At 55.9% G+C, this 23887-nt stretch carries 16 protein-coding genes; 10 read left to right on the plus strand and 6 right to left on the minus strand.

From position 1 onward, the window contains the following. Positions 1–74: 74 nt before the first annotated feature. The 4 genes from galK to HMJ29_RS13965 form a co-directional block, all read right to left on the minus strand. Positions 75–1238: a galactokinase gene (gene galK, locus HMJ29_RS13950; protein ID WP_171592070.1), complete on the minus strand. Its 1164-nt coding sequence runs from the start codon at positions 1236–1238 to the stop codon at positions 75–77. Positions 1239–1461: 223 nt separating this feature from the next. Next, on the minus strand, positions 1462–1860 hold the full coding sequence (locus tag HMJ29_RS13955) for a hypothetical protein (RefSeq protein WP_171592071.1): 399 nt from the start codon (positions 1858–1860) through the stop codon (positions 1462–1464). Positions 1861–2481: 621 nt separating this feature from the next. Continuing rightward, positions 2482–2913, minus strand: coding sequence for an EamA family transporter (locus tag HMJ29_RS13960; RefSeq protein WP_171592072.1), 432 nt, complete (start codon positions 2911–2913; stop codon positions 2482–2484). 125 nt (positions 2914–3038) lie between these two features. After that, positions 3039–3869, minus strand: a complete 831-nt coding sequence (locus tag HMJ29_RS13965; protein ID WP_171592073.1) for a DUF1206 domain-containing protein — start codon at positions 3867–3869, stop codon at positions 3039–3041. A gap of 677 nt (positions 3870–4546) precedes the next feature. On the opposite strand from HMJ29_RS13965, the gene HMJ29_RS13970 reads away from it, so the two are divergent. Both HMJ29_RS13970 and HMJ29_RS13975 read left to right on the plus strand, forming a co-directional pair. Further along, positions 4547–5494 carry a hypothetical protein gene (locus tag HMJ29_RS13970; RefSeq protein WP_171592074.1) on the plus strand — a complete coding sequence of 316 codons (948 nt, stop codon included), beginning with the start codon at positions 4547–4549 and terminating at the stop codon, positions 5492–5494. A 146-nt stretch (positions 5495–5640) separates the two neighbouring features. Then, entirely contained in the window at positions 5641–8181 is a 2541-nt protein-coding gene (locus HMJ29_RS13975) for a type IA DNA topoisomerase (RefSeq protein WP_171592075.1), read from the plus strand. Between the two features lie 34 nt (positions 8182–8215). On the opposite strand, the gene HMJ29_RS13980 is transcribed toward HMJ29_RS13975, so the two are convergent. Next, complete coding sequence (locus HMJ29_RS13980) at positions 8216–10045, minus strand: prolipoprotein diacylglyceryl transferase (protein ID WP_171592076.1); 1830 nt, start codon at positions 10043–10045, stop codon at positions 8216–8218. 589 nt (positions 10046–10634) lie between these two features. On the opposite strand from HMJ29_RS13980, the gene HMJ29_RS13985 reads away from it, so the two are divergent. The 6 genes from HMJ29_RS13985 (at position 10635) to HMJ29_RS14010 (ending at position 20584) form a co-directional block, all read left to right on the plus strand. Next, on the plus strand, positions 10635–10862 hold the full coding sequence (locus HMJ29_RS13985) for a DUF2905 domain-containing protein (protein ID WP_171592077.1): 228 nt from the start codon (positions 10635–10637) through the stop codon (positions 10860–10862). A 351-nt stretch (positions 10863–11213) separates the two neighbouring features. Next, on the plus strand, positions 11214–14126 hold the full coding sequence (locus HMJ29_RS13990; RefSeq protein ID WP_171592078.1) for a SusC/RagA family TonB-linked outer membrane protein: 2913 nt from the start codon (positions 11214–11216) through the stop codon (positions 14124–14126). Between the two features lie 33 nt (positions 14127–14159). Further along, positions 14160–15815, plus strand: coding sequence for a RagB/SusD family nutrient uptake outer membrane protein (locus HMJ29_RS13995; RefSeq protein ID WP_171592079.1), 1656 nt, complete (start codon positions 14160–14162; stop codon positions 15813–15815). Positions 15816–15875: 60 nt separating this feature from the next. Continuing rightward, on the plus strand, positions 15876–18212 hold the full coding sequence (locus tag HMJ29_RS14000) for a glycosyl hydrolase family 28 protein (protein ID WP_171592080.1): 2337 nt from the start codon (positions 15876–15878) through the stop codon (positions 18210–18212). Between the two features lie 26 nt (positions 18213–18238). Continuing rightward, a complete protein-coding gene (locus HMJ29_RS14005; RefSeq protein ID WP_171592081.1) occupies positions 18239–18445 on the plus strand; it encodes a hypothetical protein in 207 nt (68 codons plus the stop codon). 204 nt (positions 18446–18649) lie between these two features. Next, complete coding sequence (locus HMJ29_RS14010) at positions 18650–20584, plus strand: DUF4350 domain-containing protein (RefSeq protein ID WP_171592082.1); 1935 nt, start codon at positions 18650–18652, stop codon at positions 20582–20584. 152 nt (positions 20585–20736) lie between these two features. On the opposite strand, the gene HMJ29_RS14015 is transcribed toward HMJ29_RS14010, so the two are convergent. Continuing rightward, the gene (locus HMJ29_RS14015) at positions 20737–21807 is read right to left on the minus strand and encodes a LacI family DNA-binding transcriptional regulator (protein WP_171592083.1); all 1071 of its coding nucleotides are present in this window, start codon (positions 21805–21807) and stop codon (positions 20737–20739) included. Positions 21808–22121: 314 nt separating this feature from the next. Between HMJ29_RS14015 and HMJ29_RS14020 the strand changes: the two genes are divergently transcribed. Together HMJ29_RS14020 and kduI are read left to right on the plus strand one after the other, a co-directional pair. Then, positions 22122–22892, plus strand: coding sequence for an SDR family oxidoreductase (locus tag HMJ29_RS14020; RefSeq protein WP_171592084.1), 771 nt, complete (start codon positions 22122–22124; stop codon positions 22890–22892). A gap of 160 nt (positions 22893–23052) precedes the next feature. Next, positions 23053–23883 (plus strand): 5-dehydro-4-deoxy-D-glucuronate isomerase, encoded by an 831-nt coding sequence (gene kduI, locus HMJ29_RS14025; protein WP_171592085.1) that lies wholly within the window; start codon positions 23053–23055, stop codon positions 23881–23883. Positions 23884–23887 lie beyond the last annotated feature (4 nt).

The raw sequence follows: 23887 nt of genomic DNA on the forward strand, positions 1-23887 counted from the left end.
AAAAGCTGGTACCCGCCTGCGGCAGGTTGGTAGATGAACGGGGCCCTAGGCCACTAGTTACCTTAGCTGATAGCTTACGCAATGGTAGGCTCCAGCACGCCTACTCCGGCCGTAATGGTGGTCTGGTAGGTTTCGAGGGGCAGGCCTAGGCGCTGCTGGTAGCCTTGAGTAGCGTGCTGCACGAAGGCCTCAACCTGGCCGGTTTCTACCAGATTAATGGTGCAGCCGCCGAAGCCGCCCCCCATCATCCGGGAACCCAGCACCCCCGGAAATTCCTGGGCCAGTTCCACCAGTACATCCAGCTCAGGGCAGCTTACTTCGTACTTATCGCGCAGGCCAGCGTGCGAACCATACATTTCTTGGCCAAACGCGCGCAGGTCACCGGCTACCAAGCTCTGGCAGGCTGCTTCTACGCGCAGGTTTTCCTCCACCACGTAGCTGCAGCGGCGGTACACTACGTCGCCTAGCTCCTGCCGGTGCTCTTCCAGCTGGGCCAAGGTAGCATCGCGCAGGCTTTGCACCTCAGGGTAATACTGCCGCAGAATAGATACACCTTGCTCGCACTCTTGGCGGCGGGTATTGTACTCAGAGCTGGCTAAGGAGTGCTTCACTCCTGAGTTGCACAGCACCAGTTGATGATGCGTGGTATCGAAGGGAAAATAGGCGTACTCCAACGACCGGCAGTCGAGGCGTACTACGTGGCCGGCCTGCCCAAACAAACTGGCGAACTGGTCCATGATGCCGCACTGTACGCCGGCATAGGTGTGCTCGGCCAGCTGGCTCATGCGGGCTAGCTGCATGCGCTCCAGGTTGGTGTTGAGCAGGGTGTTGAGGGCGAAGGCTAAGCCACATTCTACGGCCGCCGACGATGACAGGCCCGCGCCAATGGGCACATTGCCACCAAACACGCAGTCGAAGCCGGGTATAGTTATTCCCTTGCCCTGAAACTGTGCTACTACGCCCAGCAGGTAATTAGCCCACTGCGTTTCGCTGGGATGCACAGCGGTTACCTCCGTCTGAAATGACTCCTGCTGATCGTAGGAGAACAGACGGATTTGGGAAGTTCCGTTCAGGCCTACCGCAAAAAATATTTCACGGTCGATGGCGGCGGGCAATACAAAGCCATTATTGTAATCCGTATGCTCACCAATCAGATTAACGCGGCCAGGAGCGCGCACCACCAGGGGCTGATGCTGGAACTGCTGCTCAAAGGCAGCCCGAATAGAGGACAAGGGCATAGCAAAAACGACAGAAGGGTGAAGAAAACAGCAGTACGCCGGCCTCAATATTAAGGTAGGGCGGCTGCATATCCTCATTCTACTTGCCTAACTGCTTTTTGGGTACCCTTTTTTGTGACTTAATAGCTAGCTAAAATGCCTGCCAAACTTCCAGGCCTGCTTGCGCGGTGTTCCCGTGGCACACTACAGAACGGCCCCGGTGTATCTGAGGCCCTGGGGTGTGCTATAGCTGGCGCAGCCAGGCATCCGCATCAAGCTCATTCTCAAACTGGCGGTAACGTAGGGAGCCGTGGGTTTGGTCCCGAAAGTGCGCGAAGGTACGCTGGGAATGCACGTTGTGGGAGAGCAGCACCGCGCCATCGGTAGCCCCGAAGGTGAAATGGCGCGCTTGCCAATAGTCCAGAATCAGGGCCTGCTCTTCCTCCGTTAACGGGCTGAGCAAACGCTGGTCGCTGAGCAGCTTGTGCCAGTTTCGCAGTTGTAGCAAGCGGCCTACGTGCGTTAAAAACTCCTGCAAGTCAACGAGAGAGCGTTTGCCAGGATGGTAGCGGATAAGCACATAGCCGTTCGGATGCTCCAGAATGCGCCCCATGGCATTTTCAAAATATAGAAGGGGCATCATATAAATTAGGGAGCATAAGGGCTTAGTGGATTAAAAAGGATAGTCCTTCTCGAAGGGAGTACTTCGGTAAAACAGCGGGTCGCCAGCCGAACTGTCGGAACACAGCACCGCTGTTCTCAGTAAAAGAAATTGAGGGGAAAGGCGCAACCTGAGGGATGTGCACTGCCAGCCAAAACTTGGCTGAAAAGGACGCAACAGAACCAGCAGCTAGCCGGAGCTGGCAGCTAATAGCTTAAGAATTCAATATAGAATTATATCTTGAACTTATGGACAAGATATTAGCTGACCGCTACCGCACCAGTGGCATCATTTTCTAAATGGCAGGTGCTGGGGCGCCGGTTTACATTCTTTGACTCGACAACAGAATCAAAGCTTTTAAAGTGCTGGGGAAAGCGGCAAGGCAAGGGTTGGGTGCAATAGAAGGCATGGTGTGAGCGAGAAGGTAGAACAGTGCGTAAATGGACTTTGCCGGTAGCAGATAGTTGCATAGCCGGTGTGTTTATTGGGTAAGCTGCGCGCCGCCATAACTAGCGTGCCAGGAGATATTTACGACAAAACGGCGAATATCGATTTCTCTCCCGCTGCCTGACGAAGAAAATTCAGACTATCGGTTTCGGCTGCCTAGCCCTCTGAGGGTTTGGAGAAGGCAATAAGAATAGCACCACCGGCCATGAGAGTGGCCCCAAGTATTACTTGCCAGGTGAGTTTCTCTTTCAGAAATACACTGGCCAGAATGATAGAAAACACTAGGGAGATTTTATCGAATGATGACGTGCGCGAAGCCTGACCTAGCTTCAAGGCCTGAAACGAAAACAGCGAAGACAAACAAGTAACAATGCCCGCTGCAATCAGAAAAAGCCATGTGCGCCGGTCTATTTGTGCAATTTGGGAGAGGTGCCCCTGGTAGGCCACCACGCTCCAGGCTACCGTAATAATCAGCACCGATTGAATGGCAAAGGCTAGGCTGGACTCAATATTTTTTACGCCTACTTTTGATAGCGTTACAACAGCAGCAGCAGAAAGCGCCGCTAACAATGAAAACAATACCCACATACAGATAAATCAGGACTGATGATGACTGATTTATGGGTACGCTAATTGCCTTTTAAAAGGACATGTATCGAAGCATAAGTCCTCAATAAAGTAACAAACACCCAATAAGCAGCAGCGCCCAAAAGCTAGAGGCCCCGTAGAATAGGGAAGCGAGCCTGAACCAGCATATACAAACCATAAATTATGAGGCCAGTAGCCACTAGGCTTAATACGTGTGGTCCAATGGCCTGGAAGGCATTGAAGCAGCCTTCGGTGTCTCGAATCTCGTTGCCGTTAGCGTGCTGAGCCGCTAGAAAGCAGAAATATCCCATGCTGCCCAATACTATCCCACGGGCAGTGTAGCCTATTTGGCCCATGTGGTACACCAAGCGCCGCTGGGCATGCGTGAACGGGCTGGAATTAACATCGGTATCAAATTTACCAGACCAGGCCCGGTATAACTGAACGGCGCTGGCCCCAAGTACCACTAGGCCTATAAGCGCCACTATGGCTTGGCCGTGTGGGTGGTGCAGTACCTGTTGCAAGGTTGATTTGCCCGTTTCGGGGGCTTTTGGTAAATGCCCGTACCAAGCTAGCTTGCCCGCATAGTAAGCTAAAAATCCGTACAGCAGTCCGCTAAAGCAGTAAAAACAACGCACGGCAATTCCCTGAATTGTAGTACCCTTGCCTTCTGTGTCATAAAAGGCCTGTGCCATGCGCCAAGCTACGTAACCCAACAAACCTCCTGCCACCAGCCACAATAGTACCTGGCCTAAAGGCATGTGCTGGATTGCCTGAAATACCTCCCGCTGGTTAGGCGTGTTGCTGCCTCGCACGCCAAGGGCTGCCATAGCGGCTAGGCCTCCTAGTACAAGGTGTACAAACCCAATTGAGGCAAAACCAGTACGAGTCCAGGCTTTAAGGCCGTCGGCAGGCGTAGGGAGTTCTAGGTTGGGTAGGGGAGAGGCGGCTTCCATGGTGGAAGATAAAGATGCACAGGGTTGTGTTTACGCACCTTTGTGAGCCGTAGGTTACAATAAACTTGGTAGGGTGAAACTTAGGAAGCTCTATTGATTGGTGTAAGTACATACAACTGCCCGTAGATCAGGTAAGTAGCTCTTAGCTATGACCAACGCCTAAGGCTTAGCCAGGAGTTTTGGCGGTTGTTTCCAAGAAGAAAGCAATTTGAATGAACTCAGGAGCTTGGCTGGTAATTGACTGGCAAAAACACCTCTTATAGTGACCCAATAAGAAGAACCTAACCTGGGCTATAGCCAAACCAGCAATTGGCCCCACTAAGACCCGCCTAAAAATGGAGAAGTACTGATGTTAGGCAGGACTACTGTTGATGTTGATATAAATGCCTTTCTATGAGTGGTTTATTTAGAGTTAAGGCAGCTTGGAAACTCGACTTAAAGTCGAGTTATTCCCATTATGGGAATAACTAGGGTGTTACACACGTCGTTAAATGTAAGAGTTTATTGCAGTTAATTATATAGTATTTATCCAATATAATTATATCTTCTCTATATTGCATTATTAATTGCGATAGATTAGAAACAACGTAATATATTGCAGAAAAATACAAAAATCATATCCTGCAGATATGTCTGGGTTACGGAAAGTCGAACGGCTGTTTACATACGATGCACTCATGCAACTCGCCAGCGAGTTGCGTGAGCACGACGCCCGGTCCAGACCTGAGACCCAAATTGGGGAGCAGGAGTATATCCCCTTTGGCCTATACATGCTGGAACTGGAGGAGCAGGGCCACCCCAGGTTTTCCGGCATAGACACGCAGCAGACTCAAGTTATCAGTTTGCCGCTGCACCAGGGTAACGTTAGCTCATGCCTTGGTTATCAGGTAAGCAACGGTACAGGAACCTTTTGCCTGCTCCGTACTACGCTGGCTCTGTGGGTGGCTGGGTTAAGCCTCAGCCAGCTAAAGAAATACTACCCGCGAGTATTCGACGGCGACAACTCAACCACCATGGTGCTCACGCCTCCGGATGAGTTCGGGGTGATTATGCAGCCTAATCAGGCTTGGGGGCAGCTCCTCACCAACCAAACTGCCTACGGCCAGAAGCTGCAACAGGTAGCCGCCGAAAACGGGGTAGTTATTGCGCATAATGAGGCCCAGGATAGCTACGGCTTGTACTACCGCAGCAAGCTGGTTAGTCAGGCTTCAAACCTTAGCGTAGACGACCTGATTAAGCTGCTCACCCACCATATGAATACAACGGTGGCCTACCATCAAGTGAAGCAGCGGGTGCTGGATGAGCGCTACGAAGGCGTATTCCCGGAGGAGCTTGACAACTTCAATAACTGGGACGGGGAAGTTCAGGAACATATGCAGTTCCCAATGGCTAACCTGTTCTATGTGCGGGTAAAGGCCTCTAATGAGGAGGCAGCCCTGAATATGGCTCGCGAAGAAATAACGCTGCAGCGTAGCCTGAACCCGGTGAAAGTTGTCTCGCGCGGGCTGCCATTCGAAATTGAGAGTGTAACCCTGCTAGACCGCACCCTCGATATGGGTTTCTACGAAGTGCGCTACCACTTTATGGTAGCCAGCGGCCACTTGCGCATGGCCTCGGCTTCCTGAGTAAACGCTAGGCCTTGCGTTAGTGACGCTGGCGCCAACGTATAATTTGGCGCACGGCACCGACTTTTTCTCCTGTTATCTTTGTTGATTCCTGGCTGACCTTACCAGTTGGCAAAAATCAGTTTACCCAGCGAGATTCAGCGATTTTGAAAGTTTGCATTGCCGAAAAGCCCAGCGTAGCCCGCGAAATTGCCCAGGTGCTGGGTGCCAACCGCAAAATGGATGGCTACTTTGAGGGCAATGGCTACCAGGTTACCTGGACGTTCGGCCATTTCTGCCAGCTCCGGGAGCCCGAAGATTACCGCCCCGAGTGGAAGCGTTGGAGCATTCACGACCTGCCCATGATGCCCGAGCAGTTCGGCATCAAGCTTATGCGCCGCGATGATGGCGTGGTGCGCCAGTTCAATGTTATTAAGAACCTGCTGGCCAACGCCGAGGAAGTGATTAACTGCGGTGACGCCGGGCAGGAAGGGGAGGTAATTCAGCGCTGGGTGCTGATGGAAGCCAAATACCGCAAGCCGTTTAAGCGCCTCTGGATATCCTCGCTCACCGAAGAAGCCATCCGGCAGGGCTTCTCTAACCTGCGTGAGGGCTCTGAGTTTGATAACCTCTACCAGGCCGGCAAGAGCCGCGCCGCCGGCGACTGGCTGCTGGGCCTGAATGCCACGCGCCTCTTTACGCTAAAGTATGCGCCTGGTCAGCGCCAGGTGCTCAGCATTGGGCGGGTGCAAACCCCCACGCTAGCCCTGCTGGTAGACCGCTACCACGAAATCCAGAACTTTAAGCCGGAGCCCTACTGGGTGCTGCGCACGGAGTACCGCGGTACTATGTTCAGCCACGTGGCACCACCCAAGAAGGGCAAAGGGGAAGATGATGAGCCCGACGAGAAGGCTCGCCTAAAAGCCCGTGGCTACTTTGTGAGCCAGGAAGAAGCCGATGTGGCCCTGGCCGCCGTGAAAGACGTGCCCCTGACGGTGATGAACGTCGAAATCAAGAAGGGCCTGGAAACGCCACCCTCTTTGTTCGACCTCACCTCCCTGCAGGTGCAGTGCAACAACCAGCTAGGCCTCTCCGCCGAGGATACGCTCAAAACCGTGCAGGGCCTTTACGAGAAAAAAGTGGTGAGCTACCCCCGCGTTGACACCACCTTCCTGCCCGACGACCAGTACGCCAAAATACCCGGTATTCTGCGCGGCCTGAGTGCCTACAGTGTCCTCACGGCGCCGCTGTTAGCCGGTAAAATCAAGAAGTCGGGCAAGGTATTTAACAACAACAAAGTCACCGACCACCACGCCATCATCCCAACGGGGGCCAGTGCGGGTGGCCTGGGTGGCACTGAGCAGAGCGTATACGATATCATTGTGCGGCGCTTTCTGGCAGCTTTTTACCCCGACTGCGAAGTCTCGAATACTTCCGTTACCGCCGAAGCCGGCGGTTACCCGTTCCGGGTGAGGGGCCGCCAGATTCTGAACCCCGGTTGGCGTGTAGTGTACGGCGACCCAGAGAAGCAACAGGCACCGTCCGCGCCCAAAGCTCCCGGCACTGAGGGCGAAGACGACGTAGTAAACACGGTGTTGCCCAACTTTGAGAAGGGCGAAAGCGGCCCCCATAAGCCCCGCCTCGACCAGAAAGTAACCCAACCGCCCCGCGAGTACTCCGAGGCCATGTTGCTACGCGGCATGGAAACCGCGGGCCGCAACGTGGACGATGAGGAGCTGCGCCAAGCCATGAAGGAAAACGGCATCGGGAGGCCTAGTACCCGTGCCGCCATCATTGAAACGCTGTTCAAGCGCGGCTACATCCGGCGCGACAAAAAGAAAATTGTGCCTACACCTACCGGTGTTGAGCTTATCGGCCTCATCCGCAACCCCACGCTCAAGTCGGCGGAGCTGACGGGGCAGTGGGAGCGGAAGCTGCGCCAGATTGAGGGTGGTGAGCTGCAATCAGACCAATTTTTGGGTGAGCTGCGGCAGCTGGTGCGCGAGATGGTGCAGGAGGTAAAGCAGGATGGTTCCGGCCGCGCCGTTACGGTAGCCAACGCTGAAACTGCAGTAGCTGGCAAAACAGCTGCTCCGCGCCCGGCCGCCCCAAAAGCAGCTGCTACACCCGCTGTGCCGGGGGCGCTAGGCCAGTGCCCGGCTTGTGGCAGTGGGCACGTGCTGCGGGGCAAGTCGGCGTTTGGCTGCTCACGCTGGCGTGAGGGCTGTAGTCTGCGCCTGCCCATTGAGTTTGAAGGTAAGAAGTTTACCGACAAGCAAGTGGGTGATTTGCTGAAAAAAGGCCGTACGCAGGTAATGCAGGGCTTTCTGGATGATGCCGGCAACAAGTTTGGCGCCGCCATCAAGCTCACGCCCCAGCACACGCTGGAGCTGGTACGCGCCGCCGAAAGCAAGCCCACTACCGCCGTTGACCCCGGCCAGATTCCGTGCCCGGTGTGCCGCCTGGGCCAGATGCTGAAAGGCAAAAGTGCCTGGGGCTGCTCCCGCTTCCGGGAGGATTGTCAATTCCGCGCGCCCTTTGAGTGGGGTGGTAAAACCCTCACCGATGCCCAAATGAACCAACTCCTGCGCAAGGGCAAGACCGGTGTCATCCGGGGCTTTATCTCCTCCAAAACTGGCAACCGCTACGAAGCCGCCTTGCAAGTAGGTGCAGATGGCCGGATTGAGCCGGTATTTGATAAAGGATAATTCAGTAGTGGGGTTACGCAGGTAAGTAGGCCACTTACTTGCTATCTGCCGTGGCGCGACTAGGAGGTAACCGGAAGCTTGCGCACAGTTGGAACTTCTGTACGGAGCCAAAATTAGTTGCTGCAAATGGCTCCAAAGTCCAGCGTTCCCCTAGAGGTAGTTGCGCCTGCAGGAAAGGGAACGAGCGGGCCTCGGTGCGGTCAAGTAGACCGGCATTGGCTTGGCTGTTTGCCAAAGCAACGCCCCCAACCAAACGCAGGCGGTCCTGCCCGAAACCGGTACCTAGCCCAAGAGTACTGAACCCATTGCCCAGGCCCTGTAAGCCGTGGTTGATACTGGTATGTAAATAGATAACCCGTAGCAGGCCCACATCCAGCATACTCTGTAGCCGAACCGGGTTTACTTCCCCAGGCCGGTACACATAGTCGTAGGCCACCTTGCCTATGTGGGCGCCTAGGCCAAACCGGAAATAAGTAGGGTGAGCAAGCTCTACATATGGGCTGATGCTGTACAGCGGGGCGAGTCCTTGCTCAAAAGGCTTTTCATTGAAGGAGTCGTAAGAACTCCGGACGTAAACACAATCCTGAGGAGTGTAAAAATTGCTGCGCCCTAAGCTCAGATCCAAGCCAAACGTGAGCGTGCCAGCTTCCCTGATAGGTATTGTTCGCGCAAGGCCTACGGAGCCAACCTTAAATTTTTGCTGATAGGTGTATGCGGGGGCCTTCGTTCCGGAGCAGCCGTAAGGGTAGTCGAAATACTGCTCAGAGGTGCCCGCTACGCCACCCGCGCTGATGGTAGTGTAACGCCGCGAGTTCGGGGCCGGAGCCTGGCTAGTTAGCAGCATAACCACGCCACCTAATAATACCGGCAAGGCTAGTGCTTGCGGTGACTGAGCCGTTTGCTTGCGTAACCAAATACTAGCCTCAAGTACTAAGCTTACCAGGAGCAGGCTCTTTATAACCAATTGCTCGGGCACTGTCAGCCAACCAGTGCTCAGCAGTGCGGTAATCATCAGGAGCGCACCTAGTACCAGCCGCGGCTGCCAGTGGCCTAGTGAAGTTGGTGCGAAATGCTGGTGCCCTGCGCGGCCCCGGTAGAGCCATAGTCCTGCCAGCGTAGCTACTGCCAGCAGCAGGAACCATTGCACCTGTTTCAGGCCGTGCCAGAGAGAAGTACCCAGCACATCGCCGGCACTATCTCGCACGAACTCCAGCCCAAACCGGCCCACCGCGTACAGCAGAATAGCCAAGATAAACTGCTGCCCCGGCGCTTGCTGGCGGCGGCGGCTGCACTTCAGGCACCTCACTATCAGCAAGCAAAGCAGAATTTGATACAGTTGGGCCGGGTGCACGGGCAGCGAATACGCCGCAGTGGCTGGTAGTACACCCCGGGCTGCTTGCGCCAGGAAGGGGAGAGTATGCGGTGCGTACCTAATTCCCACTAGTGCTTCGGTGGGTGTGCCAAAGCAGCACCCAGTAAGCAAGCAGCCCACGCCCTGAACCGCTAACCCTACAAACAAGGGCAGGGCAAAGGCATCATATACATTGCGACTAAAACCCAGTACCCGCCGCAGCACCGCCAGGGCCAGCGTAGCGCCCAGTATTCCGCCCAGAATAGACCGGCTGTCGGGGCCCGTCCACTCCCCGTGCGCAAACAGGTGCTGCCATTCAGCACCGGAGCCAGCTACCAGGCGCGTGCCGAGAATCAGGCTCAGCATCGTTCCGGCAAGAAGTGGAAGCCACTGACGCCATACGTATTGCCGCCGGTGAGCTTCCCACGTGAGCAAGGCGCCTGCTACCGCGAAACCGGCAACGTAGAAGATGAAGTAGTACGCTGGTGACGTGGGCAGTAACAGTAAAAGCATATCGGAATAAGTAGTTGTGGGGTGGTAGTGTGTTGGAATCGCACTGCTAGTTGAAGAATCTGCCGCACTAGCCGCACTCTAAAAGTTACCCTGTTAGACTTTGCGTCTTGAGTTGCTGCGCTGTATATGGTTGATTGATAAATGCTTGCAATAGTATATTATGATATTGAAAAACGCACCAAAATCGTAGATAAGCATGGTCAAGCTCAGTGGCGCTGAGTTGCCATTCTTCTTATCCAGCCTAAATCATCCGCAAGGCCTACATTTATAACTCTCTAAAAGCTATAGTGCAGTGAAAGAATCTACCTTCCTTCCTCGGTTCGCCGCTTATTGCATGGGCTTGCCTGTACTGCTGGTGCTTTATTTCTTCACCCGCAATCTGTTGCCATCTACTATATCATTGGCATTGCTCATGGGAGCGATTTTCGCGGCCATTTGGGGGCAGGCCAAAATTCGAAAGTCTTACCCCCAAGATTTCAAGCTCCGGGAGGAGTGGCTAGCCTTTGGTGTTTTCTTAGTGGTAGTGCTAGGCGCAGCGTTTCTGATACTGCGGTAAGAGTTGAGCTATAGAGCATGAGTAATGCCTGATATGAACCCGCAACTCGGCAAAACTATCTTCATTTTAGGTCTGTTCCTCGTAGCGCTAGGCCTCTTTCTGTGGTTGGGTAGCGGACGCTTGATAAGTTGGTTCGGTCACCTGCCCGGCGACATCCGGATTGAGCGGCCGGGCTTCCGGTTGTATGCGCCTATTGTCTCTATGTTACTGGTGAGCCTGCTGGTGAGTGCCGTGCTATGGATTTTGCGACGCATAGACTAGGCCTAGCAGGTGAGGCAGAAGTAGAAAGAGAGCCCGGCTAGTTCTGGCTTTAGTGCAATAGTTACTAGGCTGACTAAGCACTGTGGGATAGGGTGAGTGAAGCAGGAAAAGGACTAAGGCGGCTAAGAAAAAGACTAACAAGCGTTGATTTTGCGCTTCTGGCAACGTTCCCGATAACGATTGCACAAATATTCAGCGCCCTATTCAGCGCATTCCGGCGCCATTCCTCTAACATTAGTAAGGGCTTACTTCGGGTGGCCTAGCAGTTCTTTCTTCGAGTAATCAAATTCCCACACCATGAGAAAAGGTTTACTACTAAGTGCTCTAGCGCTTAGCACAGCCGTGTCGGCAATGGCGCAGCAAACTCGCCAGGTACAGGGACGGGTGATTGATGGAACAACGGGCGAAGGCCTGCCAGGCGTAACCGTTATCGTCAAGAACTCTACGCTAGGTGCTACCACTGATGGGGAAGGCAACTTCACGCTGGGCGTGCCAGAAGGAGGCGATGTGGCCTTGACTTTCAGCTACATAGGCTACGTGCCGCAAACGGTGAGTGTTGGCTCACAGACCAAGCTCAAGATTGCGCTTAAGTCTGACCAAAAAGCCCTCGATGAAGTAGTAGTAATCGGCTACGGGCAGGTCAAGAAGAGTGATGTTACGGGTGCCATTGTATCGGTGAAGGAAGAGGACCTCAAGAAGGTGCCCTCGGCCAACGTGATGGAAACCCTGCAGGGCAGGCTGCCCGGCGTAGATATCACCCGCAGCAGTGGCTCGGCCGGCTCAGGAGTGAATATTGCCGTGCGGGGTAACCGCTCCATCACGGCGCAGAACGGTCCGCTGTTCATTGTGGATGGCGTGCAGTACAATTCCATTCAGGACATCAACCCCAATGACATTCAGAGCATGGAAGTGCTCAAGGATGCCGCCTCCACTGCCATTTATGGCTCACGCGGCGCCAACGGGGTAATCATTGTAACCACCAAGAAGGGGGCTGCTGGTCAGCCCCGCGTAACTATAAACTCTTACTACGGCATTACCGATGCCGTGTACTACCCACGCGTAAACGACGCGGCGGCCTACGTAGCGCAGAAGCGCGAGGCTAACCGTACCACTGGCAACTGGGCCAGCCCCGCCGACGACTCAAAGATCTTTACGCCCCTGGAAATCCAGAACATTGCCAATGGCGTCAGCACCAACTGGATGGATAAGCTGCTGCGCCAGGGTGTGCAGCAGGAGCACCAGATTGGCCTCTCCGGCGGTTCCGACAAAACCAAGATCTACACTTCCTTCGATTACTTCAACGAGCAAGGCTTGTTCCGGATGGATGATCTGAACCGGTACTCTATCCGCTTCAACCTCGATCAGGAAATTAACTCCAAGGTGCGCGTAGGCCTGCAGAGCCAGCTCACCTACTTCAACCAGAACCGCCGCCGCGACCCCACCAACCAGGCCAACAAGATCAACCCGTTGTTGTCGCCGTATGATGAGAACGGCAACCTGGCTGTGTTCCCGAATGCGGGTAACTTCATCAACCCACTCATTGACGAGCAGCCGGGCAATTACCAGAACAATGTGCGCACTACCCGCACGTTCACCACGGCCTACGCCAGCTACCAGATTCTACCTAGCCTGAACCTGCGCTCCAACCTGGGCCTCACGCTATCTAATACCCGCACCGGTATCTACCAAGGGTCTAATACCCTGGACCGCAACGGCTCGGTGGCACAGTCGGCCTACGGCACAGATTTCCTGACCAACTGGAGCTGGGAGAATATCCTGAACTACAACAAGACTTTCGGTGACCATACCATTAGCGCGACGGGGGTAACCTCGCTGCTTACGTTTAACACGGAAAGCTCTAACGCCCAGGGACGCAACCAGCTGCTTGATTATCAAGGCTATTACGCCCTGGCCAACGCCAACCAGCAGGTAGGTATCAACAGCGGCTATGTAGATAGCAAGCTGATTTCCTTCACGGGCCGCGTGCAGTACAACTTCAAGAGCCGTTACCTGCTCACGCTCACGGGCCGCTCCGATGGCTCCTCCGTGCTGGCGCCCGGCAACAAGTGGGCCTTTTTCCCCTCGGCGGCCGTGGCCTGGCGCATCATTGAGGAGGACTTCATGAAGAACGTAACGCCCATCACCGACCTGAAAGTGCGGGCCAGCTACGGCCGCGCCGGCAACTATGATATTCCGGCATACTCCACGCAGTCGTTGCTGGTGCGCATTCCGTTTGCCTTCGGCGAAACATCGGCACCGGCTTACACCTTCGCTAACCGCATCGGCAACAAAGAGCTGGGCTGGGAGCTGTCGAATACTCTGAACTTCGGCCTTGACTTTGCGCTGCTGCAGAACCGCGTCTCCGGCTCGGTGGATGTGTATGATACCCGCACCAGCAACCTACTGCTGAACCGGGTGCTGCCTGCTACCTCCGGCTACTCAGTAGTGACGGAAAATGCGGGTAAGACCCGCAACCGTGGGGTAGAGGTAGGCTTAAATGCTCGAGTAGTAGAAACGGATAACTTCCGCTGGAACGTAGGGGCTACCTGGTTTAAGAACAAGGAGGAAATTACGGCCCTCACCATCTCTGGCAACGATGTAAGCAACCGCTGGTTTATCGGCTCACCGGTAAACGTGTTCTACGACTACGAAAAGATTGGTATTTGGCAGACCAGTGAGGCTGATGAGGCGAAAGCCTTCGGCCAGAAGCCTGGCCAGATCAAGGTGCGCGACCTGAACGGCGACGGCCGCATCACGGCCACCGACGACCGTAAAGTACTGGGCTCAACGGTGCCAAAGTGGAGCGGTTCCCTGAACACTGATTTGAGCTACAAAGGCTTCGATCTGTCGTTGCAGCTGTTTGCCCGCATTGGCCAGATGCTCAACTACGAGTACAACGGCTTCTTCGATCCGCAGGGCATTGAGAATAGCTCGCACCAAAACTACTGGACGCCCGAAAACCCTTCCAACGCCTATCCTCGTCCCGACGCCAGCCTCTCGAAGAGTACGCTGCAGAACTCCCTCTACGGCACCTCTCTGCTCTACGAAAACGGCTCATACGCCAAATTGCGGGCGGCCACGCTGGGCTACACGTTCCCGGCAGGCCTGGCTTCGCGCCTGCATATGTCGGCGCTGCGGGTGTACGTGCAGGGCAAAAACCTTTACACCTGGAGCCACATCGACAACTACGACCCCGAGCGGGGCGGCGCCATCACCACCCCCATCCCGCGGGTGCTGACTGCTGGTATCAACCTGGGTTTTTAAGAGGATAGGGCTCGTTTAACGCTGCATAGAAAGATGAAAATCTCCACTCAACATACGCTTAAACTGCTGCTGACCGCCGGGGTGCTTTCGCTCACCCTACCGGCCTGCGACAAGCAGCTGGAAGAATATAACCCCTCGGGCCTCACGGCCGAAGCCGTGTACAGCACCCCTGCTGGCTTTGAGACGCTGGTAAACGCCGCCTACTCGTATAACCGTTGGTGGTACGGCAAGGAAAACGGCTACAGCATCTCAGAGATGGGCACCGACCTCTGGCAGCGCGGTGCCGGCGACGTGAATCCTGACCTAACGGAATATACTACGCTGCAGGGCAGCTCCGCCGCCCTCACCGATCTTTGGAACCGTTTGTACGCCGGTGTAAACGTCTGCAACGCTGGTATTGGCCGCGTAGGCCAGTCGGGCATGACGGATGCGCTGAAGAAGACCCGCGAAGGGGAGCTGCGCTTCCTGCGGGCCTTTTATTACTGGGAGATTGTAGAAACCTGGGGAGGCGTACACTTCACCACCGAGGAGGCCACCGCCGTGCAGAATACGGCCAACAAAACCCCGGTAGAAACCTTCTACAAGCAAATTTTTGAGGACCTGACCGTGGCAGTGGCCAACCTGCCCACCACTACCACCGACTACGGCCGCGTAACCAAGCCCGCTGCCGAAGCGTTTCTGGCGAAGATGTACCTGACCCGCGGCCAAAACCGCGAAGCCGCGGATCTGGCCCAAAAGGTAATTAGCAGCTACGGGTACGCGCTGCAGCCCAAGTTTGCCGACCTATGGTCAATGAGCAACCTGGAGAACAAGGAGATTCTGTGGGCGGTGAACTACTCCAAGGACCTCAGCCTGAACGACCGGGTAGATGCCACGCTGTATCCCGATGGCCACCCCCGCGGCGGCAATAATGGGCACTTACTCTTCCTGATGAAGTACGACGACCAGCCCGGCGTAATCCGCGACATTCCGTACGGCCGGCCGTTCAACCGCTTCATGCCTTCGCTCTTCTACCTGAACCTGTTCAATGAGAAGATAGACTCGCGTTACGCCGCCACCTTCCAGACGGTGTGGCTGGCCAACCGGGCCGTAACGGGCATTGCCGTGGGTGATACCGCCATTATAGCCAGCAAGTACATTATTCCGGCCTCGGTAAAGGCCCAGAAGAAGTATCGCATCTGGGACCAGAGTGCCGTGTACCGACCTAATGGCACCATCAGCGGCGACCGTATTCACTACGTGACCATGAAGAAGTTCATGGACCCTACCCGGCCCACCATTGCCGAGGAGCAGAGCGCCCGCGACGCCTACGTGATTCGCTTGGCTGATGTGTACTTGACGGCCGCCGAAGCCGAGTTTAAGGCTGGCAACTCCACCAAAGCCGCCGACCTAATTAACGTGGTGCGGCGCCGCGCGGCCCTGCCAGGTAAAGAGGCCGACATGCTCATAAAGCCCGCCGACGTTACCCTGGACTTTATTCTGGATGAACGCGGCCGGGAGCTAGGCGGTGAGCAACTCCGGTGGTTTGACCTGAAGCGCACCGGCAAGCTGGTAGAGCGAGTAAAGAAGTACAACCCCGATGCTGGGGCCAGCATTCAGGACTACCACCTGGTGCGGCCCATTCCGCAGCGCCAGCTTGACGCCGTGAGCAACAAGAATGAGTTCACGCAAAATCCTGGTTACAGATAGCCTTCTCTCTCCCTTCCTAGGCCACTCAGGTAGTGGCCCAGGAAGGCTTTTTCCTTTCGTATGAAACAATTTGCATTCCTGTTTTTTGCTTTGCTTCTGTGGGCTTTCCGGCCCGCGGAAGACAAGAAGGTTCAGATTTTCTTGGTCGGCGACTCCACCATGTCCGATAAACCCCTGGATAAGGCTGAGCGCGGCTGGGGCATGTATTTCCAGCAGTACTTCGATGCGAACGTGAAGGTGCATAACCACGCCGTGAACGGCCGCAGCACCCGCAACTTCCGCCATGAGGGCCGCTGGGCCAAAGTGCTGGAGCAGGTGAAGCCCGGTGACTGGGTATTCATCCAGTTCGGCCACAACGACTCAAAGCAGGAAGACACCGCCCGCTACGCCGCGCCGCAAATCGCCTACCGCCAAAACCTGACGCGTTACGTGCAGGAAGCCCGCGCTAAAGGCGCAAACCCCGTGCTCATTACACCCGTAGGCCGCCGTTACTTCGACGACCAGGGCAAGCGCAAGGACGACCACGGCGAATACCCCGGCGTGGTAAAAGAAGTGGCCAAAGCCCAAAAAGTGCCCCTGATTGACCTGCACGAAACCAGCTGGGCCATGTACAGCCAGCTCGGCGACGCGGGCACCAAGCCCCTGTTCTGGAGCTACCAAAACGGCGCCAACAACACCAAGCTCGATAACACGCACTTTTCAGCGTACGGCGCTGAGCGCGTAGCCCAGCTGGTGGCCCAGGATGTAAAGAAGCTTAACCTGGGCATTGCCTCGCATCTGCAGCCGCTGGCCTTCAACGGCAAATACACCTACGACCTGCCAGTGGTGCTGCAACCCTACTTCCGGAAGGACACCTTTAACATCACGAAGTACGGCGCCGTGGCCGATGGACAGACGCTTAATACAGAGGCTTTCCGCAAAGCCATTGAGGCCTGCAGCCAGCAGGGCGGCGTGGTGCTGGTACCGCGCGGCTTGTGGCTCACGGGCCCCATTCAGCTGAAAAGCAACGTAAACCTGCACGTAGCCAAAGGAGCGCTGGTGCAGTTCAGCAACAAGCTCTCGGATTACCAGCTGATCAAAACCAACTGGGAAGGGGAGGATGCCATCCGCAACCAGTCGCCCATTTACGGCTACGACCTCGAAAACATTGCCATTACCGGCGAAGGCACCTTCGATGGCGCCGGCGACGCGTGGCGCATGGTGAAAAAGGAAAAGCTGAACGCCGGCCAGTGGCAGCGCCTGGTAAAATCGGGCGGCGTAGTAGACGAAAAAGGCACCACCTGGTATCCGTCGGCGGGCTCCCTGAAAGGCTCCACGCTCAACAAGCCCTGGACCATTCCGGCCGGTCAGCAGCCCGACTACAGCAAGTACGCCGAGTTCAAGGATTTCCTGCGCCCCAACATGCTCAGCCTGCAGCGCTGCAAGCAAATCCTGCTCGAAGGCTTCACCATTCAGAACTCCCCGGCCTGGACGATTCACCCACTACTCTGCGACAACATCACGCTGCGCAACGTAACGGCCCGCAACCCCTGGTATGGCCAGAACACCGATGCCCTGGACCTGGAGTCGTGCCGCAATGGCTTGGTAGAGGGCTGCACGTTTGACGTGGGCGATGATGGTATCTGCATCAAGTCGGGCCGCGATGAGGAAGGCCGCAAGCGGGGCGTGCCCACTGAGAACTTCATCATCCGCGACACGAAAGTGTACCACGCCCACGGCGGCTTCGTGATTGGCTCAGAGATGTCGGGCGGGGCACGCAACCTCTATGTGAGCAACTGCACGTTTATGGGCACCGATGTAGGCCTGCGCTTCAAAACAGCCCGTGGCCGCGGTGGAGTAGTGGAAAACATCTTCGTGGACGGGGTTGACATGACCGATATTGCCGGCGAAGCCATCCTCTTCGATATGTACTACGCTGCTAAAGACCCCGTGCAGGTAAACGGAGAGGCCTACGGTATTCCCGAGATCAAGGCCGAGCCGCTGGGTGAGGGCACGCCCCAGTTCCAGGGGTTCCGCATCAAAAACGTAACCTGCAAAGGTGCCAACACCGGCATTTTGGTACGTGGCTTGCCCGAGATGAGCATCAAGGATGTAGATATCGAGAACACGGTACTGGAGTGCAACAAAGGAATGGTGTGCCAGGAGGCCGACGGTATTCGCCTCAAAAACGTAACGTTGCTCTCCAAAGACACCAAGCCCGTGCTTGAGGTGCAGAACAGCCGTAACATCAGCTTCGATAACCTACGCTACGCCTCCGGGGCAGAGCTGCTCCTGCGCGTAACCGGCGACCGGAGCAAGGCCGTAACGCTGCGCAACACCGACACCAAAGCCGCGAAGAAAGACGTGGAAATTGGTCAGAAGGTGTCGAAGAAGGTAGTAACGGTTTCTAAGCGGTAAGCTGCTTTGCTGCTCGTAGCCTGTTTATGAAGCCACTGCCTTCCAGCCTTACGGCAAAAGATTTTCCTGATATCTCTTTAGGCTCGGCTCTCTCTTATGATGAGCTGTCTAATGGCATCTACCACGTACGTCTTACCTCTCAGTATGGGCTAGTAGTAGAAGCTACGGGCGGCACTGAATTACTGGAACTGGTTTCACGCTGTATTGAGGATGCTTTGCACATCGATAAATAGTTACACGAAAGGCGCAATGTGTGACGGTTCGTGAACTAGCTGCCCTATACTTGCTTTCCTGATGCTACTCCATACCCACAAGTAGTCTCATTGGGTTGGGGAAGATCACCCGCCAAACTGCATCGTTCTAGGCCAGTCAACCACCCCTAACCCCTCCTCATCTGAGGAGGGGAACTAGCTCTCTAGCTTTAGCTTAATTCTCCCATGTCTCTCCGTCGTTTCTTCCTTTCCGGGCTGCTGATTTCGAGCTTGGCCGCGCAGGCGCAAACTGCGCCGGCTGCTAGACCCATGTCGCAGCGCATGACGGATGCCTTCATCAAGTGGCATCCTGATTCTATTGTCATTGGTAACCGCAAAACTGCTCGCTGGGATTATGAGCAAGGTCTGATGCTGAAGGCGCTTCAGCGCGTGTGGGAACGCACCGGCGATGCCCGTTACTTCACCTATATCCAGAAGGACCTCGACCAGTTTGTGCAGCCCGATGGCTCCATCCGGACCTACAAGCTGGAGGATTATAACCTCGATAACCTGACGACGGGCCACGCCTTGCTGCTGCTCAGTCAGATGTCGGTGCCTAATCAGGAGAAGTACCAGAAGGCCGCGCAACTGCTTCGCAAGCAACTGGAAGGGCAGCCCCGCACGAAAGCCGGAGGTTTCTGGCATAAGAAGGTGTACCCCAACCAAATGTGGCTAGATGGCCTCTACATGGCTGAGCCCTTCTACGCCGAGTACAGCAAGGTATTCCAGCAGCCTGCCGGCTTCGATGACGTGGCCAAGCAGTTTGCCCTCATTGAGAAGAACCTCGTGGACGCTAAGACTGGCCTACTGTACCACGGCTACGACGAAAGCAAGGAGCAGAAATGGGCCAACAAAACCACGGGCCAGTCGCCGAACTTCTGGGACCGGGGCATGGGCTGGTACGCTATGGCCCTGGTAGATGTGCTCGACTATTTCCCCCAGAATCATCCGCAGCGTGCCCAACTCATCAAGGATGTGCAGCGCCTGGCCCCGGTGCTCACGAAGTACCAGGATTCTAAGACCGGCACCTGGTCATTGGTAGTAGACCAAGCCTCGCGCAAGGGTAACTACGCCGAGGCTTCGGGTAGCAGCATGTTTGTGTATTTCCTGCAGAAGGGCGTGCGCATGGGCTACCTCGATCAGAAGTATGCGCAGGCCGCCAAGAAAGGCTATGATGGCTTACTGAAGCAATTTGTGGCAACGGAGCAAGGCGATGCGCTGGCGTTCAATGGCACGGTGAGCGTGGGTGGCCTGGGCGGTAACCCCTACCGCGATGGCAGCTTTGAGTATTACCTCTCGGAGCCATTGCGCAAGAACGATCTGAAAGGCGTAGGGCCATTTATTCTGGCCAGCGTGGAGATGGAAATTGCTGCCGAGAGTGGCCTGGGGAAAGGCAAGACGGTGGGCGTAGACACCTACTTCAACCACGAGAGCCGCAAGAGCAGCATCACGGGCCAGCCTGAGCCCTTCCATTACACCTGGGAAGACCGCTCGCACGGCGGGTTCTACCTCTGGGGCAACCAGTTCCGGGAGCTAGGCGCCAACACAGTGTCAGTACCCACAGCGCCCACAGCAGCCTCTCTCAAGGGGGTAGACGTGTACATCATCGTTGACCCCGACACCAAGAAGGAAACGCCCAACCCCAACTTTGTGGCGCCCGCCGATGTGCAGGCCCTCACGGCCTGGGTGAAAGCCGGCGGCACCCTAGTGCTCATGGCTAACGACACCAGTAACTGCGAGATTCCGCGCTTCAATACGCTGGCCCAGGCCTTCGGGATGAAGTTCCGCGATGTGAACCTGAACATGGTAAAAGGTAGCCAGTTTGAGCAGGGCCAGGTAGCGCTGCCAGCCGGTGACGCTGTGTTCAAAAATGCGCACAAAGCCTACATCAAGGAGCTGGCTCCCATTGAAGTGAAGGCGCCCGCCACGCCGCTCATCAGCCAGGGCGGCAACGTGATTATGGCAACCGCCAAAGTGGGCAAAGGCACCGTCTTCGCGGTGGGTGACCCGTGGCTGTACAACGAGTACACCGATGGCCGGAAAATCCCGGCCGAGTACGAAAACTTCCTGGCAGGGAAAGATCTCGCTACCTGGCTGCTGCAACAGTCAGGCCGCAAGTAGTTGTACAGCCGCGAGGGTAACCTGCGTATAAACAAAGGGCTGTCGTTCTGAGTGGAGCGAAGAATCTGAGTTAGCCTCTAGGCCACTCTCCAGATTCCTCGCTCCACTCGGAACGACAGCCCTTTTGCGTTTATCGAACTAGTAAGTTGCCCTTACAGCGTTGTTGACTTGCGCGTGGTATACACCTCGTTGTGCTCTGTTGGCTCAGTAGACAAACGCGTAGAGTCCCGGGCAATAAGCTCCGTCGGGATCTTAACCGTTTCAATGGGCAGGGCACGGTGCTTGCGCTCAATCTGGTCGATGAGGCGCTCAGCGGCTACCTGGCCAATTTCCTGGGCTGGCTGCACCACTGTGCTCAATGAGGGAGCCATCAGGTCGGCCACGTTCAGGTTGGTGAAGCCGATAATGGAAACGTCGTCGGGGATAGTGAGATGCTGCTGCCGGAGGGCAGTAAGGCAACCCACGGCCAGGCGGTCGGAGGCGGTGAAGAACGCATCGGGCGGCGAGTCGAGGTGCATCAGTTCCTGCACCATAGGGCCCACTTCATCGGGGCCAAATGTGCCGTAGCGAATCAGGTTTTCGTCGAACTCCAGACCATACTTTTCCAGGGCGGCGCGGTAGCCGGCTAAGCGCTCCTGCGTAATGCTCAGCCAGGGCTGAATGGTGAGGTGCGCAATGCGGCGGCGACCCGACTGAATCAGGTGTTCCGTAGCGGCAAAGGCACCCCCAAAATTATCGGCCACCACCTTGGTTACGTTCAGCTGCGACGACACCCGGTCGAAGAGCACAATGGGCACCCCTTTGTCCTGCACATCCTGTAAGTGAGCCACATCGGAGGTTTCACTGGAAAGCGAAATCAGCAAGCCATCCACTTTCCGCGACATCGACTGCTGCACGTTGGCCACTTCGCGCTCATACGACTCCTGACTCTGGAAGATGATAACGTGGTAGCCCCGGTTGTAAGCAATAGCCTCAATCCCATTGATGGCCTGTGAGAAGAAGTAGTTGGCAATCTGGGGCACGATAACCCCAATGGCCCGGCTGGCGCTGCCTTTCAGGCTCAGGGCAATGGGATTGGGCCGGTAGTTGAGACGCTCAGCGCACTCCATTACCAGGCGCTTGGTTTCGGGGTTAATTTCATAGCTGCCCCGCAATGCGCGCGATACCGTGGAGGTAGAAAGATTCAGTTCGCGGGCAATGTCTTTGATGGTGAAAGTTTCCACGATGGAGACGGGGTATAGTGGGAAAGGAAGGGGGAGGAGCGGCGGCTTAGGTAAATCCAAGAACTGCAAAAGCAGCAACTAAACTCAACGGGGCCTCAAAATAGAAATAGCTAGGCACTTTTGGGGTAAATACTCCTGGGGCATTACCTGAACACCGGACTGGCAACGTTCCCGATAACGATTGCGGGAATAAAAAATGGGCTTGGCTTCCATTCCGCAGTCACATCCTGTAACCTTAACAGGCCTAGAAGTCACACCTTGTTCTAAACGTACACGAGGCTTCTCCGAAAAGTTTACAAACACTTCTCTCTTATATGGCGAATACTTCAGGGTTCGATCTGACAGGAAAAATAGCCTTAGTAACGGGCTGCAACCGCGGCATTGGGCAGGCTATGGCCCTAGGCCTAGCAGAGGCTGGCGCCGACATTATTGGCGTATCGGCCACGCTGGCCCTCAGCGGCTCCGACACGGAACAGCAAGTGCGCGCCCTGGGCCGCCAGTTTTACGCCTACCAGGCCGATTTCAGCCAGCGCCCCGCCGTGGATGCCTTTCTGGGCCAGGTGCAGCAAGATTTTCCTCGTATCGATATCCTGATCAACAACGCTGGCACCATCAAGCGTGCCCCCGCTGCTGAGCACGCCGATGACCTCTGGGACGAAGTACTAGCTATTAACCTAGATGCTCCCTTCCGGATTGCCCGCGCCATAGGGGGGAAGATGCTGCAGCAGGGCGCGGGCAAAATTATCTTCACAGCCTCGTTGCTCACGTTTCAGGGCGGTATTAACGTGCCAGGCTACGCGGCCAGCAAAGGCGCCATTGGCAGCGTAGTGAAAGCGCTGGCCAACGAGTGGGCGGGCCGCGGCGTGAATGTGAATGCCATTGCCCCCGGCTACATTGCCACCGACAACACCGAGGCTCTTCGCAACGACCCTGACCGCTCTGCCAGCATCCTGGGCCGCATTCCGGCGGGCCGCTGGGGCACGCCCGAGGACTTCAAAGGACCCACCGTGTTCCTGGCCTCCGCTGCCGCCGACTACGTGCACGGCACCATCCTGACCGTCGACGGTGGCTGGATGGGACGCTAATCAAAGGTGAAGTTGTGAAGTGGTGAAATCGTGAGTTGGCCGTTTTGTTGGTGCGGCTTGCGCTACTTTCGCTCTCTAGGCCAGTATAGACCACTCTCACTAGGCCACTACTTCTACACTTCACAAGTTCACCCTTCACAAACTCACAACTTCACCTCTCATGACCCAACGATATGCCATTGGCCCACGCGAAACGGCCGGCCTGAATACCAAGGAGCTGCGCAATAATTTCCTGATCGAGAGCCTATTTGTAGCGGGCGGAATTGAACTCGTGTATACCCACTACGACCGCATGATTGTGGGTGGCGCTACGCCTACCACTTCGGCGTTGCCGTTGCCTTGCCCCGAGAACCTGAAGGCACAGTTCTTTCTGGAGCGCCGCGAGCTAGGCATCCTCAATATCGGTCAGGCAGGCACCGTTACCGTGGATGGCAAAGTATATGAGCTGGGCGAGCAAGATTGCCTCTACGTGGGCAAAGGCGCACAGGAAGTAGTATTTGCTAGCGCCGATGCCGTGCGGCCTGCTAAGTACTACCTACTCTCGGCCCCCGCTCACGCTGTGTACCCCACCACCCGTATGACGCAGGCCGAATCTACGCCCGTAGAAATGGGTGCCACGGAAACGGCCAATGAGCGTACCATCTACAAGTACATTTACCTGCAGGGCATCCAGAGCTGCCAGTTGGTAATGGGCCTGACCAAGCTGAAGCCCGGCAGCGTGTGGAACACCATGCCCTCGCACGTGCACGACCGTCGGATGGAGGCTTACCTGTACTTCAACCTGCCTGAAAATCAGCGCGTGCTGCACATGATGGGCGAGCCCCACGAAACGCGGCCGCTGTGGGTGAGCAACGAGCAGGCAATCCTCTCGCCGCCATGGTCTATCCATACCGGCTGCGGCACCAGCAACTACACCTTCATTTGGGGTATGGCCGGCGAGAACCTGGAATACACCGACATGGACGCCGTGAGCATTCACGACCTAAGCTAATCTT

Source organism: Hymenobacter taeanensis, from assembly GCF_013137895.1.
Taxonomy (GTDB): Bacteria; Bacteroidota; Bacteroidia; order Cytophagales; family Hymenobacteraceae; genus Hymenobacter; species Hymenobacter taeanensis.